The organism is Companilactobacillus baiquanensis, assembly GCF_003946605.1.
Classification (GTDB): domain Bacteria; phylum Bacillota; class Bacilli; order Lactobacillales; family Lactobacillaceae; genus Companilactobacillus; species Companilactobacillus baiquanensis.
The window spans coordinates 44,179-60,088 of the sequence record NZ_RHOQ01000004.1 but is presented as its reverse complement, the minus strand read 5'-3'; the positions used below and the strand labels follow the sequence as shown (position 1 = coordinate 60,088).

Genomic DNA, 15,910 nt, shown 5'->3' with positions numbered 1-15,910 from the left:
TTTTCGTAATTATGCTAAGTCTATTAAACGTGTTCCATGCAATTCTTTAACACCTAGTTTAGAGGCTATTTCATCACAATTTTCGTATGTGATACCACCGCCAGGCAAGATCGTAATGCGATTGTCTGCATAGTCAATTAATTGTTTAATGTTGTCGAGATTATCCATGATTGAGATCTCAAATGGACCACCGTGTGTTAGTATTCGATCAACATCATGTTCTACTAACCAATCTATACTTTCTTTTTGTTTATCAGGTGATATATCATCAAATGCCATATGGAATACTATTTGCATACCAGCACTTGCGGCAATCAATTGCTCCATAGCGTCAGAATCGATTTCTCCATTTTGAGTCAAAGCTCCAAAAGTAACAGCGTCTACACCTAATTTTTGAGCTTCAAACAAATCTGCTTCCATCATTTTTATTTCTAAATCGTTATAAACAAAGTCACCGCCGCGTGGACGGATCATTTCGACTAGAGGAATTGATTTTTCTTGAAGATATTTTGTACTTTCTTGAAGAACTCCAAAACTAGGAGTAGTTCCACCTTCAGATAAGTTATCGTTCAATTCAATACGATTGGCACCGGCCAAAACGGCTTGAGGAATATTGGTAAAGTTTTCTACTGCAATTTCTTTAAAAATAATAATCACTTCTCCCGTTAATTTTTTTCATAAAAAAAACGCCAGATGGCGTTCTAGATGAAAGCTTTAAAGAATCCAAAGTATAAGATAACAATAACAGCTAGGATAATTCTATACCAACCAAATGCCTTGAAATCATTGTTTTTAATATAATTCAATAAGAATTTAATTGATACATAAGCTACTACAAATGATACAAAAGTACCGATAAGTAAGATGATAGCTTGGCTAGATGTGAAAGTATTTCCGTTTTTGAAATACTTTAGAATTTTCAATAAACTAGCACCAAACATTGTTGGGATAGCCAAGAAGAATGAAAATTCAGTTGCTACAAATCTTGACGTACCAATTGAGATACCACCTAAAATAGTTGCACCAGAACGTGATGTACCTGGAACTAAAGATAGAACTTGGAAAAGTCCAATTTCAAAGGCGGTCTTATAGGAAAGGTTATCAAGATCAGTTACTTGTGGACGTTTGTTTTTAAAGTAGTTTTCAACGACGATGAATAAAATACCATAAATCAAAAGAGTGGCAGCAATTACTTGCCAACTAGTTAAATGGGCATCCATCCAATCGTTTAATGGAAATCCGATCACAACAGAAGGAATAATAGCAATTAAAACTTTGAACCAAATATTCCAAGTTAATTTCTTTTCGTGACTAGATTTTCTTGGTGAGAAAGGATTGAGCTTGTGGAAATAAATTAAGATAACTGCCAATATCGCACCAAATTGGATAACAACCATGAACATATGAATAAAGGCGGCTGACTCATTTAATTTAACAAACTCATCGGCTAAGTATAAATGTCCAGTTGAACTGATTGGTAGAAATTCAGTAAAACCTTCAATAATACCCAGAATAATAGTTTTTATTATTTCAATGAACATTATAAAATTTTCTCCTAATATTAATTAAAACTAGATAAAGTGTACACATACACACTCAGGAATAGCAATATCATCAGCGATAATTGTTAAAATTCCCTTTCTAGTATTTCTTTTATAGAGTGTTAAATTGTCGCTATCTTGATTTGCTGCTAATACAAAATTCTGTGAAGGGTCGAGATCGAAGTCCCTTGGTCCTTTGCCTTTAGTTTTGATGGTATCGATCTTCTTTAATCTTGAACCATCTGGATCAACTGAGAATATAGCAATTGAATCTGCTCCTCTAGTTGAAACATAAAGAAATTTAGCATCGTTACTAATACGAATAGCTGCAGTTGTATTTTTTTGTTCATCTTTAGCCGCATCGACTTCATCTACTAATGTTAATCGAGAACTTTTAGCATCATATTCTAAAACAAGTACCTTTGATGATAGTTCACATGCAACGTACAAATATGATTCAGTTGGATGAAAAACTAAATGTCTTGGTGCATAGCCACTAGGGACGATGTATTCGTTTAATAATTTAGGATTTTTGGGATCATCCAATCCATAAATATAAATACGATCGGCACCATAATCACAAATAATTAGTTTTCCATCTGGAGTTAAAGCACTGTAATGTGGTTTTGATTGATCTTGTTCAGGTCTTGGTCCAGACCCTTCAAAGTTTAAAGTAGCGTAATTTTCAATTTTTCCTTCATTTGACAAATGGTCAATTTTAACCTTGCTTAAATGAAAGTACGAACTAAAAATCAAATTACGACTAGCGTCAAACTTTACGTAAGAGGGAGAAGTCTTTTCTGAAATATCTTCATCCAGCAATTTAGGATCAGAATTGATATCATAGACAGCAATCCCACCTTTACCGTCTTTTTTGACAAGTGTGATCAATTTTAAATCGTTTGTAACATCAATATAAGTAGGACCAGCTATATTGATCAAGGGCGTTGGTTCTGAAAGATTTTTTGCTTCAGTATCAAGTTCTGCTTGATAAATTCCTAGTCCTTTGTTGGTGTAGCCACTTAGTAGCACCTTTTCTAACATTTATAATTACCTCCAAACATTGTATAGTATACATTATAAATGCATTAAACCAATTATTATGAATAAGTAAACAGGTGATAATATGAAGGAATCTCCCCAAAAAGATAAAAGTTTATTTTACCGATGGTTTTTAAATAATCAATTAACAGTTATTCTGTTGAATATATTTTTAGTCTTTCTAATAGTTTTCCTATTTTCAAAGATAAAATTTGTTTTCACACCTATAAATCAAATTTTGGGCATAACGATGCCACCTGTAATATTAGCTTTGATACTGTACTACTTAATTAATCCACTTATTAATGTTTTAGAGGATAAATTCCACGTTAAACGCGTTATCTCGATAGCGTTTGTCTTTATTATCATTACGGCATTATTAATTTGGGGTGTTATGTCACTGATTCCATTTGTTCAAAACCAAGTCGATTCATTGGTGAAAAATTGGCCGCAGTATTGGGATTCTCTCAATAAAAGTCTGCAAGATCTTTTTAAAGATCCAAAGCTCCATGTATTTAAGAGTCGTTTAGCAGAAGCAAATGCTAAATTCAGTGCTAACTTTGAAAAGTCGATCGATCATATTTTACCGCAAACGTTTAACAACATTGGGTCAGCATTGAGTGTAGTTACAAATGTGATAGTTATCTTACTTACGGCACCATTTATTTTGTTCTTCATGCTAAAAGATGATAAAAGGTTTAAGAAATCAGTAGTTAGATTTGTTCCAACAAGATTGCGTCCATCAGCAGAAGATATGTTGTCGGAAATGAGTCAATCACTTAGTTCTTATATTACAGGGCAGCTGACCGTTGCATTTTGGGTTGCGGTAATGTTTTTTGTTGGTTATTTGATCATTGGTCAAAGATACGCTTTGATCCTTGGAATCGCCGCGGGTATTTTGAATCTGATTCCATATGTTGGATCAACACTGGCTTTAATTCCATCATTAGTTATTGCCGCCTTTGTAGCTCCAGCAATGGTGATCAAAGTTTTGATCGTCTTTATCGTAGAGCAGACAATAGAGACGCGTGTTATTTCACCAATTATTGTGGGTAATAAAATGCAGATGCATCCAGTGACGACTATTTTAGTTTTGCTAGTATCAGCAGGGATGTTTGGTTTGATCGGGATGATCGCTGGTATTCCAATATTTGCAATTTTGAAAATTATTTGTACGAGGATCTTTAATTGGTTCAAACGTAATTCAACTTGGTATGACGAACAAGATATCAAAGAGTTGCAAGAACCAAAAGAAGATAAAAATATCAAGAAATAAACACAATTTATTCAAATTTATATTGTATAGTCCAAATTTATCGTCTATACTGTTTATAAACTTTGTGGTTATTTGTTTTTCTCAGAAGTCGTTTTGACAAAAGCAAGTAAATTAACGGGTTTAACTAACGTATGTCCTTGCCGTGAGTGTCACCGAGGGTATACGTTTTTTTAATTCAAAGGAGAAAAAAATGACTAATCATATTGTATTGTATCAACCACTTATGCCAGCAAATACTGGAAACATTGCAAGAACATGCGCTGGAACTAATACTAAGCTTCATCTGATCAGACCGTTAGGATTCAGTACAGATGACGCACATATGAAACGTGCCGGATTAGATTACTGGGACAAGGTCGATATTACTTATCATGATACTTTGGATGATTTTATAAAATCGATTCCAGATGACAAATATTTATACTTGATCACTAAATTTTCTGACACTGTGTACAGTGATCAAGATTTCAGTGATACATCAGTCGATCATTATTTCTTATTTGGTAAAGAAACAACTGGGTTGCCAGAAGACTTTATGCGTGAAAATCCCGAAAAATGTCTTAGAATTCCAATGAGTGATAATATTCGAGCATTGAATTTGTCCAATAGCTGTGCTTTAGTAATTTATGAAGCAGTACGCCAACAAAACTTTGCTGGATTAGAATTATCTCACCATTATGAACACGATAAATTAGACTAAGGGAGTATGTAGAACATGAAAACATTAAAGGGTCCCGTAACAGTAAACTCATTCCATTATGATGTGGAATCCCCAACAGCAGATGCCAAACAAGATTTACATATCTCAATTGATCATCCTGAGTTGAAAGATGAACAGGGAAAGCCAATGGATGAAGAAAAAGGAAAGATTTTTCAAATAATTATTCCTTTCGATATCCATCCAGAAGGAGCACCTTTTAAAATTTCAGGTTTGATCGGACAAGTTGTCCAATTGGTTGATTTTCACGGCAATCCTGAAGATTTGGAATCAAAGGATGTTAAGCAGATTTCTCGATCAGTTGTAGAGTATATTGAAACTCTAACGTATCAAGTTACAGCAGTAGCTTTGAATCGTGGAGTATCATTGAATTTTACGGCTCATTCAGAAGTGAAACCAGATGAAAAAACTAAAAGAGCACAAAATGAAGATAAGTAAATTAGATTGAGTTTGGGACAAATAAACCCAAACTTATTTTTTTACTCAAAAGAGATTTTTATGTTGGAAATAATGTATAATTTTCATTGAGTAATTGAGAGTTAGTGAGGTTTCTATGGCAAGAAGAAAGGCGAAAACAACGCCTAGAAAAACAACAACAAAAGCAAAATCGACTAGGACAACGAAAGCAAAGAAAACTAATAATAGTCGTCTGACTAAATCTATTATTAGTTTAATTTGGATTGTTCTATCTTTTCTGGGCCTATTCAAGTTTGGAATGGTCGGAAATTTCTTTGATAATGTTTACCGAATTTTTGTCGGGGACAGTTATCCAGTATTATTATTGATAAGTATTTTTATTGGAGTATTTGTAATAGCTACTGGTAGGATTCCTGTAATGACACCAAAAAGAAATTTTGGATTTCTTTTTACATACTTAGGAATACTACTGACTTTGCATGCGATCCTTTTTTCTAAATTGGCGTTATATCACAATTACAATATGATAACTTGGAATATTTTATCAACTGACATGTCGAAGTTCTCTGTGGCAGAGTCCGTTGGTGGGGGTATGATAGGATCATATTTATTTAGTCTGTGCATGCCATTGTTTTCCACGTGGGGAACTTATTTCATTATCTTTTTAATGATCTTTATTGGTATTTTAATGCTATTCAATGTAACGATGAAACAAGTTGGAGTCGTGTTTACTAATATTTTATTACACTTTAAACATGGTTTTAACAACGCTAAAACGGCGTTATCTGGTAGTTATGACAATTATGTCGATAACAAGAGTAAACCCAAACCTAAGGCTCCAAAAAATGAGCATCAGGATCGTCCAGTAGAACGAGATGACGACAGATTTAAAGATGTTAATAGTTTTGCTAAAGCTAAAAAAGAAGAACCAGAATCAGACTTTCAAATCGATGTTCCAAATACAGCAGTGTCCACACCAGTTCAACAGTCTGCAACTAATCAGGCTCAAATTGTAACTAAACCGCATACAGTTGGTGATGAGAAAGATCTTCCCACACCAGTTGGCTATAAATCACCTGAAAATGATGACTATAAGCTACCCAGTTCGGAACTTCTAAAACAAATTCCACAAGTTGATCAAAGTGGTGAAGTTCGTTTAATTGATGAAAATAAAGATAAGTTGAAACAAACTTTTAAAAGTTTTGGAGTCAATGTTGAAGTTAAAAAAGCTAGTTTAGGGCCAACTATTACTAAATATGAAGTTCAACCAGCAGTTGGTGTTAAGGTAAGTAAAATTGTCAATCTAGCTGATGATTTAGCGCTAGCTTTGGCTGCTAAGGATATCAGAATTGAAGCACCAATACCTGGGAAATCGTTTGTTGGTATTGAAGTTCCTAATAAAACAATTTCAACGGTTTCATTTAGAGATATTACTGAAAATCAAAAGGATAAAAAACATCCCTTGATCGTACCTTTAGGTAAAGATGTTTCTGGTAATATTATTGAAGCTAACATAACTAAAATGCCCCATCTACTAATTGCAGGATCGACTGGTAGTGGTAAATCCGTTGCCATTAATACAATTATTACTGGTATTTTGATGAAGGCAAAGCCCAATGAAGTTAAATTGATCTTGATTGATCCTAAGATGGTTGAATTAAATGTTTATAACGGTATTCCTCATCTTTTGATTCCAGTAGTTACTGATGCCAGACGAGCAGCTGGCGCCTTACAAAAAGCTGTCAAAGAGATGGAACGACGTTATAAATTATTTGCCGACACTAATCATCGTAATATTGGCGAGTATAATGATGATGTTGATAAATTTAACGAAACCGCCGATAAAGATAAAAAAATGGAACGTTTACCATTTATTGTTGTTATCGTTGATGAATTATCAGACTTAATGATGGTTGCTGGCCATGAAGTAGAAGCAGCAATCGTTCGTTTGGCACAGATGGCTCGTGCAGCTGGATTGCACATTATTATTGCTACACAACGTCCATCAGTTGATGTTATTACCGGTTTGATCAAAGCAAATATCCCATCGAGAATGGCTTTTGCAGTTTCCAGTGGAGTTGATTCAAGAACTATTCTTGATTCGGTTGGTGCTGAAAAGCTTTTGGGTCGAGGAGATATGCTCTTTCAACCAATCGGTAAAAGTAAACCAGTACGAATACAAGGTGCCTATATTTCAGAATCAGAAGTTGAAAATGTGGTCAAATTTGTTAGCGAACAACAATCCGCTGAATACGATGAAGATATGATCCCAACTGATATAGAAGAAAAAGGTAAGGATAGCGACACCCCTAGTGACGAATATTGGGATGATGCTGTGGATTTGATCGTTAAACAGCAATCAGCGAGTGTTTCTATGCTACAAAGACGATTCCAGATCGGTTATAATCGTGCCGCACGGATGGTCGATCAAATGGAAGAAAAAGGGATCGTTGGTCAATCAGAAGGTAGTAAACCTAGAAAAGTGTTATTAACTCCAGAACAGTTAGACGCAATTAAGAAGAGTCAGGTGAAAAAGTGAAACAAGAAATTGCTAAAAACGTGATTTTAAATATTGATCCGATAAATAAATTCAGAACGATCAAGATCCAAATCGATTTTTTACGTCCGTTAGATAAAGAAGAAACAACGACTAGACGGCTTTTAGCCAATGTCTTATCTAATTCGACTAAAAGCTATCCTAGTTTTAGGTCGTTAAATGATCGTGAAATGGAATTATACGGATCGGAAATAAATGTCTATACTAGAAATTTGCTAAATTTAAATGATTTAGCTTTCAGTATTGAATTTGCTGACCCTAAGTTTCTATTAGATGGGGATGATCTTCTAAAAGATAATATTGATCTTTTGAGTAAGATAATCTTTGATCCAAACTTAAAAAATGATCATGAATTTTCTGATGATTCATTTGATACCGAAAAACGTAATTTAATGTCGAATTTGGCGTCGGTAGATGATAATCAGGATCTCGTTAGTATGCTTAAATTATCAAGTTTGATCCACCACGATAACCCTGATAAGCAGATCCCAATTTTTGGAGATATGGTGCATCTAAATTCTTTGACCAATCAAGATTTGTACGAGCATTACAAGAAAGCTATTAAAGAAGATACGATCATCATCAATGTTGTCGGTGATGTAGATGAAAAAATGTTTCTTAAAATTATGGATAACAGCTTCATGTCAACATTCTTAAAACGCGATCGTTGTAATAGTAAGGTCACGTTTGATAGTTTTGAAAATCTGATAGACCATCCATTGACGCAATCAGAGCATAAGCATCTTAATCAAAGTCGTTTAGCACTAGCTTATGTGACTGAAAAAATTGATCCATCATTTAGCTATTTGGCACCACAGGCGATGAATCTAATTTTAGGTGGAGACGATCAGTCTAAGTTATTTTTGCAAGTACGTGAGAAAAATAGTTTAGCTTATTCCGTTTCTAGTACTTATCATCCGATAAGTCATTTGATGACGATTCAAGCAGGACTTGATGCCAAATCAGTTGATCAAGCGATGGATTTGATCAATAAACAAATTGATGCCGTTCAAAAGGGACAATTTACTCAGTCACAAATTGAACATGCCAAAAAGGTTTTATCAACACGTCGTAAGATAAGTTCTGATTCAATTCAATATTATATAATGCATAATATTTGGGAGGATGTTTATCCTAAGTCACTACTTGATGATGAACACTACCAAGCTGAATTAGATAAATTGGATAAAGATCATATTATTAAAGTAGCTCAAGGAATTCACGATATTGCTCAATACAGGTTGATTGGAGATTAGAATGGCAGAAAAATTACAAAAATTTTCTAAAAAACTTAAAAATGGATATCAAATTGAGGTTGTGAATCTCCCTGGATATAATCAGACTTATGGCGTTGCTATGACTAATTTTGGTTCAGTTGACGTTTTGCTGCCAAATCAAAAACAACTTCCTTCAGGAATCGCTCATTTTATTGAACATAAATTGTTTGCCAAACCAGGTTATGACGTCTCTGAAAAATTTGCTGAATATGGTGCCAATTCTAATGCATATACTAGTTACACTAAGACGGCCTACCTATTTCAAACATTGATCAATCCATATGATAATTTGAAAGTATTGCTTGATCTAGTGCAGCATCCTAACTTTACTGAAGAAAATGTAGCATCTGAGCGCGGCATCATTGATCAGGAGATCCAGATGTATTTGGATATGCCTGAATGGGTTTTGGAACAAAGAATCTTAAATCAACTATATCCAGGAGATCCCATTGCAAAGGATATTGCCGGAAGCAGTGCATCATTACAAGAAATAAATTATAAAAATCTTTTAGCGACATATCAAAATAACTATCGTCCAAGTAATATGGATCTAGTTATTGTTGGGGATGTCGATACAGATAAAATCGAAAGCATCGTTTCTGATTCAGAGTTTTCTACTTCTGGAGGAGTGCCCGCTGTTGAAATAAAAGATTTTGAACCGATCGGTAAAGGTGGATCCGAAAAAATGGAGATCAGTCAAGGTAGATCATCGTTTGGAATTAGGGTCGATACCGATTTAAGCGGGGCAGACCTAGTTAAACTTCAATTTGAATTAAATATGATCATGGAGACGCTGGTTGGTGAATCATCAATTAATTATCAAGAATTAACAAATCAAAAAATAATTGATGATAGTTTTTCTTATAATGTGGTTGCAGAAAATGACTATTGCTTTATCATAATTAGTGGGTCAACTAATTATCCAGAAAAGTTTCAACAATATTTACAAAAACATCTTTCTTATGAACAGCTTGATAAAGTTTTTGATGACCAGAGATTTGAAAGAATTAAGCGTGATGCGATCGGTGCATATTTGTTTGCTCAAAATTCACCTGACGCAATTGCTAACCAAATGGCCGAACTTTATTTTTATAATGTTAATTATTTAGAATTGATCCATTTGATTGATTCGATAAGTCGAGAAGATGTCCTAAAAGTTGCTGAAGAATCATTAAAGGAAGATAATTACACCTACTACAATCTGTTACCTGATAGGACATAATTATGCATGCATTGATTTTAGGAAGTTCGGGCGATATCGGAACAGGTATCGCTAAACAATTGGCAGAAAAGGGTTGGTCACTTTATCTGCACTACAATAATAATCAAGAACGAATTAGTGAATTAATAACTGAATTACACGAAAAATATCCAAAGCAAGAATTTATACCGGTTAAATTTGACATGGTTAATGACAATGTTTTGGTGTTGACTAGACAAATATTCACACTTGATGCGATCATATTTGCTCAAGGAAATACTTACTATAAGTTATTAGTGGATATTGAAGAGGAAGAAATTGATAGTTTATGGAAAATACATATTAAATTACCAATTTTGATCTTAAAAGAACTTCAAGATAAATTGGCCGAGTCTAAATCAGGACGAGTTGTTTTTATTGGTTCAATTTATGGAAAAGTCGGTTCGGCCATGGAAGTTGTTTACAGTACGGTTAAAGGTGCCATGTCTTCTTTTGCTGATGCCTATGCTAAAGAAGTTGCATCCTTAGGTATTTCTGTAAATGTGGTTGCACCAGGTGCGGTTGATACTAAAATGAACCAAGAATTTTCAAGTGAAGATCTTGAAAGTATTCGTGAAGAGATTCCGGCAAATAGATTGGCTAAACCAGATGAAATTGCTGATTTAGTTGGCTACCTAGTAGATATGAAATCAAATTACCTAACAGGACAAACGATTTATTTTGCTGGAGGCTGGCTGCTATAACGTTGCTAGTGCTTCACTAATAAGATATATTATAGATAATAAAATTAGTTAATCGGTGGTAAAAAATGGACGAAATTGGCCAAAAATTAAGAAATGCAAGAATTAAAAAAGGATATACGATTGATGACTTACAACAAGTCACAAAAATCCAAAAAAGATATTTGATTGCGATCGAAGAAGGACAATTTGATCATTTGCCCGGCGATTTTTATGTACGAGCTTTTATAAAGCAATATTCTGATGCAGTTGGAATTTCAAGTGATGATTTACTTGAAGAATATAAATCAGAAATACCTGATTCCCAACCAAAAGAACCAGTTCAAACATCTGAAAAAAATAATACTCGTGCTATTAAAGAAGAATCAGTTCCTTTCTTTACAAGAATGGGTAACTATATTCCTCAAATTATTGTGGGAATAGTTATTTTGGTAATTATTGGTGTAATTGCCTATGGCATGATCAGTAAGAGTCAAAACGAATCTAAGGTAAATATCCCTCAAGATAAGACTGAACAAACATCAAAGAAATCTTCTTCAAAAAAGAAGTCTAGTACAAAGAAATCTTCTACAAAGAAAACTACTGCTAAAAAGACTGCGAAGAAGTCAACAGCACTTAGTGTTAAAGAATCAAGTACAGATGGTACTTATACAGTTAAAAACGTACCTTCTGATGGTGTTGATGTGGTCGTTACTGGTAAGAGTGGTCAAGCATGGATCCAATTTTCAGAAGGATCAAGCACAACATGGCAACAAGCTCTTAGTTCTGGCGAGAAGAAGTCAACTAAGGTTTCAGCTGATACAACAACATTTAAGATTCAAACTGGTAATGTGAACCATACTGAAATTTCCATTGGCGGTAAGAGCGTTGATTTAGGTAAAGTTAGCGGCAGTGAATCAATTGTTAAGACATTGACTTTCAATGTTGAGCAGTAATATTTAGTTTTAAAAAAATCTCGTTGTTTATTAAATAGCGGGATTTTTCTGGTGTTATGCAATAGTTAATTTTTTCACACTATAATTTATTGGAGGAATATCTCATGGTCTGGAATGTACCAAATAAACTTACGATGCTACGTATTATCTTAATACCCGTTTTTATTATTTTATTGGCGTTTAATTTTGCTAATTGGGGAGATGTTTTCTTATTTGGAACATTGATCCCAATGAATCATTTTATCGCCACTCTAGTTTTTATTTTGGCATCATTAACTGATTTAGCTGATGGTAAGATCGCGCGTAAATATCATCTTGTAAGTAACTTTGGAAAATTTGCCGATACATTGGCTGATAAGATGTTAGTCATGACAGCATTTATTTTCTTAGTTGAAATGAAGATGGCACCAGCTTGGGTAATCGCTATTATTGTTTGCCGTGAACTTGCTGTTACAGGATTAAGAATGATCGTACTAGAAGAGGGTGGCAAAGTTATGGCTGCTCAAATGCCAGGAAAAATAAAAACTACAACACAGATGATCGCAATTATTCTTTTATTGTTGCACAATGTCTTCTTTGGAACATTTGGATTCCCTATGGGATTGATCTTCTTATATATTTGCCTATTCTTTACTGTTTATTCTGGTGCTGATTATTTCATCCAAAGTAGAGATGTTTTTAAAAAATAAAACGTAATTTAGAAGTGAGGACAATGGATAATACTGAAAAATTATTAAACGAACTTGAAAACATTAAATTTGAAGATCCTTTACCAGAACAATTTAGACTTTTACCTCATAACGTCGTTACAACGTTAAAAAAGAAAGATTTGTCGATCACTGCTGCCGAGAGTTTAACTTCGGGTATGTTTCAATCTACAATAGCTCAAGTTCCAGGTGCTTCGCAGATTTTTAGCGGTGGTTTTGTAACGTATTCTGATGATGTAAAGTCGAAACTTTTGGGGATCGATCCTGAGTTGATAAAAAAATATACTGTTGTTAGTGCCGAAGTAGCACAAGCCATGGCACAATCGTCTGCTAAAGTATTGCAGGCTGATGTTGGCGTTGGTTTAACGGGTGTTGCTGGACCGGATGATTTAGAAGGTAATCCCGTTGGCACAGTCTTTATTGGAGCTTTTAATGGGTCAGAAAATATTTTGAAAGTTAAAGAATTTCATTTTAATGGAGATAGAAATTCAATTCGTTTGAAATCGGTAATTGCCGCTTTTGCCCTCGTTGAAAAAATTATTTAATTGAACAAACATTTGTTCGCTTTTTTCTTGCTTTTTTGAAGAATTACTAATAATATATCTAGTGATGAATGCATTAGGAGGAAGACAATTTGGCTAATGACGAAAGACAAAAGGCGCTTGATAAGGCTCTAAAACAAATTGAAAAAGATTTTGGTAAGGGTGCAATCATGCGCATGGGGGATGATTTGGATATGCAAATTCAAACTGTTTCCTCAGGATCTTTAGCACTAGATAATGCTTTAGGTGTTGGTGGATTTCCACGTGGTAGAATCGTAGAAATCTATGGTCCTGAAAGTTCCGGTAAAACTACCGTAGCGTTACACGCCGTTGCAGAAGTACAAAAACAAGGTGGTACAGCAGCATATATTGATGCAGAAAATGCCATGGATCCGGCTTATGCCACAGCATTAGGTGTTAATATCGATGACTTGTTACTATCACAACCAGATACTGGTGAACAAGGACTAGAAATTGCTGATGCCCTAGTTTCAAGTGGTGCGGTTGATATTGTAGTAGTTGATTCTGTTGCTGCTTTGGTACCACGTGCCGAAATTGATGGTGACATGGGTGATTCACATGTTGGTTTACAAGCACGTTTGATGTCACAAGCTTTGCGTAAATTATCTGGAACGATCAATAAGACTAAAACAATTGCTTTATTTATTAATCAGATCCGTGAAAAGGTCGGGGTTATGTTTGGTAATCCTGAAACAACACCTGGTGGTCGCGCATTGAAGTTCTATTCGACTGTCAGACTTGAAGTAAGACGTTCTGAGCAAATTAAAGATGGTTCAGATGTAATTGGTAACCGTACTAAAATTAAGGTCGTAAAGAACAAGGTAGCTCCTCCATTTAAGGTGGCACTTGTTGATATTATGTATGGTCATGGTATTTCACAAACTGGTGAGTTAGTGGATATGGCTGTTGAAAAAGACATAGTTAACAAAAGTGGTTCATGGTATTCATATAAAGACGAGCGTATTGGTCAGGGTCGTGAAAATGCTAAGAAATTCTTGGCTGATAATCCTGAAAAAATGGCAGAGATCCGTAAAAGAGTTCGTGATGCATACAATATGGATGATAAACCTGAAGAAGAAAAATCAGATAAAAAGGATGTTAAAGCAGACGATAAGTCAAAGAGCAAAAAATCTGATGCAACTGATTTAAAATTAGATGTAGATAGCCCTAAATCGTCTACAAATTCTGAAAAAGAGACTAAATAGGTCTCTTTTTTCTTTTTAATTGATTGACAGGGATTATTTATTCTATAATATAGTGTTGTATGTAAAAATAATGTAACAAGTCTTTATTTACAAACAATTAGGTATTATAAAAATTGGAGGTGATGGCATGCATGGTGCTATCATAACCTTCTCTTTCGCATTGATAACATTGGTTGTAGGAGTGTTCTTTGGCTATGCTTTTTGCAAAGACTCCTATGAAAAAAAACTTTCACAAGCTAAACAGACTGCTGACGATATTGTTTCTGATGCTCATAAAGCCGCTAAATCATTAAAAAAAGAGACTTTACTTGAAGCTAAAGACGATATTCATAAGTATCGAGAAGAACAAGAGAACGAGTTGAAAGAACGTCGACAAGATATTCAAAAACAAGAAAATCGTGCTCTTGAGAGACAAGATATTTTAGATCGTAAGGATCAATCTCTTGAAAAAAGAGAAGAGAATATTGAAAAGAATGAAAACAATATTACGGCTCGACAACATAAACTTGATGAAAAGAATAAACAATTGACTGATACTCTTGATGAACAAAAGGCGGAATTAGCAAGAGTAAGTAATTTAACTCGTGAACAAGCTCGAAAGATCATTTTAGATAATTTGAATCAGGAATTAACACATGAACGTGCTACTAAGATCAAAGAAAGCGATGAACAAGCACGACAATATGCCGATAAAGATGCCAAGGCATTGATTGTTGCTGCTATTCAGAGAAGTGCCGCAGATACAGTTTCAGAATCTACTGTAACAACTGTGACCCTACCTAACGAAGATATGAAAGGTAGGATCATTGGACGTGAGGGTAGAAATATCAGAACGATCGAAGCTCTTACTGGAGTTGATTTGATTATTGATGATACACCTGAAGCTGTGGCTTTAAGTGGCTTTGATCCAATTAGACGTGAAATTGCGCGCATGGCGCTTGAAAAGTTAATTGAAGATGGGCGTATTCATCCAGCTAGAATTGAGGAAATGGTTGATAAATCTCGTCGTGAGATGGACGATCATATTCGTGAGGTTGGGGAACAAACAATTTATAGTTTAGGAATTAATTCAATCAATCCTGATTTAATTAAAATAATCGGACGAATGAAATACAGAACGAGTTATGGTCAAAATGTTTTAAGTCATTCAATAGAGGTAGCAAAATTATCCGCCGTAATGGCTGCTGAATTGGGTGAAGATGTTATGTTAGCAAAACGAGCAGGGTTATTACACGATATAGGTAAAGCTATTGATCGTGAGGTTGACGGATCACACGTAGAAATTGGTGTTGATATCGCCACTAAATATAAAGAACCAGAAGTAGTTGTTAATACAATTGCTTCACATCACGGGGATGTAGAACCAACTTCTCTAATTGCAACTATCGTTGCTGCGGCAGATGCTATTTCAGCTGCACGACCAGGTGCAAGATCAGAATCGATGGAAAACTATATTCACCGACTTGAGAAACTAGAAAATATTGCCGATAAACATGATGGTGTTGATCACAGTTATGCGATCCAAGCTGGTCATGAAATCAGAATTATGGTTAAACCAGAAGAAATTTCTGATGATCAAGCAGCAATTTTATCTAGAGATGTTAAAAAAGAAATTGAAGATAACCTCGAATATCCTGGCCACATTAAGGTCACAGTTGTTCGGGAAGTTAGAAAAGTTGAGTTAGCGAAATAATTAGGGGGTCTGTAACGTTTGTTGCAGTCCTTTTTTTGT

At 34.6% G+C, this 15,910-nt stretch carries 15 protein-coding genes; 12 read left to right on the top strand and 3 right to left on the bottom strand.

Translation table 11 applies throughout. The features are described 5' to 3' along the window. Nucleotides 1-9: 9 nt before the first annotated feature. The 3 genes from EKM77_RS07500 to EKM77_RS07490 are packed head-to-tail and all read right to left on the bottom strand — an operon-like array spanning nt 10 to nt 2,585. Nucleotides 10-648 (bottom strand): copper homeostasis protein CutC, encoded by a 639-nt coding sequence (locus tag EKM77_RS07500; RefSeq protein WP_125593594.1) that lies wholly within the window; start codon nt 646-648, stop codon nt 10-12. Nucleotides 649-701: 53 nt separating this feature from the next. Then, entirely contained in the window at nt 702-1,541 is an 840-nt protein-coding gene (locus EKM77_RS07495; RefSeq protein ID WP_125593437.1) for an undecaprenyl-diphosphate phosphatase, read from the bottom strand. 30 nt (nt 1,542-1,571) lie between these two features. Further along, nucleotides 1,572-2,585 (bottom strand): lactonase family protein, encoded by a 1,014-nt coding sequence (locus tag EKM77_RS07490; RefSeq protein WP_125593436.1) that lies wholly within the window; start codon nt 2,583-2,585, stop codon nt 1,572-1,574. 82 nt (nt 2,586-2,667) lie between these two features. On the opposite strand from EKM77_RS07490, the gene EKM77_RS07485 reads away from it, so the two are divergent. The 12 genes from EKM77_RS07485 (at nt 2,668) to rny (ending at nt 15,871) form a co-directional block, all read left to right on the top strand. Beyond that, entirely contained in the window at nt 2,668-3,858 is a 1,191-nt protein-coding gene (locus EKM77_RS07485; RefSeq protein WP_125593435.1) for an AI-2E family transporter, read from the top strand. A 190-nt stretch (nt 3,859-4,048) separates the two neighbouring features. Next, nucleotides 4,049-4,558 (top strand): tRNA (uridine(34)/cytosine(34)/5-carboxymethylaminomethyluridine(34)-2'-O)-methyltransferase TrmL, encoded by a 510-nt coding sequence (gene trmL / locus EKM77_RS07480; RefSeq protein WP_125593434.1) that lies wholly within the window; start codon nt 4,049-4,051, stop codon nt 4,556-4,558. Between the two features lie 15 nt (nt 4,559-4,573). Continuing rightward, the gene (locus tag EKM77_RS07475; protein WP_125593433.1) at nt 4,574-5,014 is read left to right on the top strand and encodes a DUF1149 family protein; all 441 of its coding nucleotides are present in this window, start codon (nt 4,574-4,576) and stop codon (nt 5,012-5,014) included. Nucleotides 5,015-5,129: 115 nt separating this feature from the next. Next, nucleotides 5,130-7,532 (top strand): DNA translocase FtsK, encoded by a 2,403-nt coding sequence (locus EKM77_RS07470; protein WP_125593432.1) that lies wholly within the window; start codon nt 5,130-5,132, stop codon nt 7,530-7,532. Further along, nucleotides 7,529-8,806: an EF-P 5-aminopentanol modification-associated protein YfmF gene (yfmF, locus tag EKM77_RS07465; protein ID WP_125593431.1), complete on the top strand. Its 1,278-nt coding sequence runs from the start codon at nt 7,529-7,531 to the stop codon at nt 8,804-8,806. The genes EKM77_RS07470 and yfmF overlap by 4 nt, the downstream gene beginning before the upstream one ends. Nucleotide 8,807: 1 nt before the next feature. Continuing rightward, nucleotides 8,808-10,049: an EF-P 5-aminopentanol modification-associated protein YfmH gene (yfmH, locus tag EKM77_RS07460; protein ID WP_125593430.1), complete on the top strand. Its 1,242-nt coding sequence runs from the start codon at nt 8,808-8,810 to the stop codon at nt 10,047-10,049. A 2-nt stretch (nt 10,050-10,051) separates the two neighbouring features. Beyond that, nucleotides 10,052-10,771, top strand: coding sequence for an elongation factor P 5-aminopentanone reductase (gene ymfI / locus EKM77_RS07455; RefSeq protein ID WP_125593429.1), 720 nt, complete (start codon nt 10,052-10,054; stop codon nt 10,769-10,771). A 65-nt stretch (nt 10,772-10,836) separates the two neighbouring features. Continuing rightward, nucleotides 10,837-11,703: a helix-turn-helix domain-containing protein gene (locus EKM77_RS07450; protein WP_125593428.1), complete on the top strand. Its 867-nt coding sequence runs from the start codon at nt 10,837-10,839 to the stop codon at nt 11,701-11,703. Between the two features lie 104 nt (nt 11,704-11,807). Further along, on the top strand, nt 11,808-12,392 hold the full coding sequence (pgsA, locus tag EKM77_RS07445) for a CDP-diacylglycerol--glycerol-3-phosphate 3-phosphatidyltransferase (protein WP_125593427.1): 585 nt from the start codon (nt 11,808-11,810) through the stop codon (nt 12,390-12,392). Nucleotides 12,393-12,415: 23 nt separating this feature from the next. Continuing rightward, the gene (locus tag EKM77_RS07440; protein WP_125593426.1) at nt 12,416-12,955 is read left to right on the top strand and encodes a CinA family protein; all 540 of its coding nucleotides are present in this window, start codon (nt 12,416-12,418) and stop codon (nt 12,953-12,955) included. Between the two features lie 89 nt (nt 12,956-13,044). Next, nucleotides 13,045-14,178 carry a recombinase RecA gene (gene recA / locus EKM77_RS07435; RefSeq protein WP_125593425.1) on the top strand — a complete coding sequence of 378 codons (1,134 nt, stop codon included), beginning with the start codon at nt 13,045-13,047 and terminating at the stop codon, nt 14,176-14,178. 127 nt (nt 14,179-14,305) lie between these two features. Then, complete coding sequence (rny, locus tag EKM77_RS07430) at nt 14,306-15,871, top strand: ribonuclease Y (RefSeq protein WP_125593424.1); 1,566 nt, start codon at nt 14,306-14,308, stop codon at nt 15,869-15,871. Nucleotides 15,872-15,910: the final 39 nt, after the last annotated feature.

Bases quoted from the DNA above. Each gene is read 5' to 3' on its own strand.
- EKM77_RS07470 (WP_125593432.1), top strand. From the start codon at position 5,130: ATGGCAAGAAGAAAGGCGAAAACAACGCCTAGAAAAACAACAACAAAA.
- pgsA (WP_125593427.1), top strand. From the start codon at position 11,808: ATGGTCTGGAATGTACCAAATAAACTTACGATGCTACGTATTATCTTA.
- EKM77_RS07495 (WP_125593437.1), bottom strand. From the start codon at position 1,541: ATGTTCATTGAAATAATAAAAACTATTATTCTGGGTATTATTGAAGGT.
- ymfI (WP_125593429.1), top strand. From the start codon at position 10,052: ATGCATGCATTGATTTTAGGAAGTTCGGGCGATATCGGAACAGGTATC.
- rny (WP_125593424.1), top strand. From the start codon at position 14,306: ATGCATGGTGCTATCATAACCTTCTCTTTCGCATTGATAACATTGGTT.
- EKM77_RS07440 (WP_125593426.1), top strand. From the start codon at position 12,416: ATGGATAATACTGAAAAATTATTAAACGAACTTGAAAACATTAAATTT.
- EKM77_RS07485 (WP_125593435.1), top strand. From the start codon at position 2,668: ATGAAGGAATCTCCCCAAAAAGATAAAAGTTTATTTTACCGATGGTTT.
- EKM77_RS07475 (WP_125593433.1), top strand. From the start codon at position 4,574: ATGAAAACATTAAAGGGTCCCGTAACAGTAAACTCATTCCATTATGAT.
- yfmH (WP_125593430.1), top strand. From the start codon at position 8,808: ATGGCAGAAAAATTACAAAAATTTTCTAAAAAACTTAAAAATGGATAT.
- EKM77_RS07450 (WP_125593428.1), top strand. From the start codon at position 10,837: ATGGACGAAATTGGCCAAAAATTAAGAAATGCAAGAATTAAAAAAGGA.
- trmL (WP_125593434.1), top strand. From the start codon at position 4,049: ATGACTAATCATATTGTATTGTATCAACCACTTATGCCAGCAAATACT.
- EKM77_RS07490 (WP_125593436.1), bottom strand. From the start codon at position 2,585: ATGTTAGAAAAGGTGCTACTAAGTGGCTACACCAACAAAGGACTAGGA.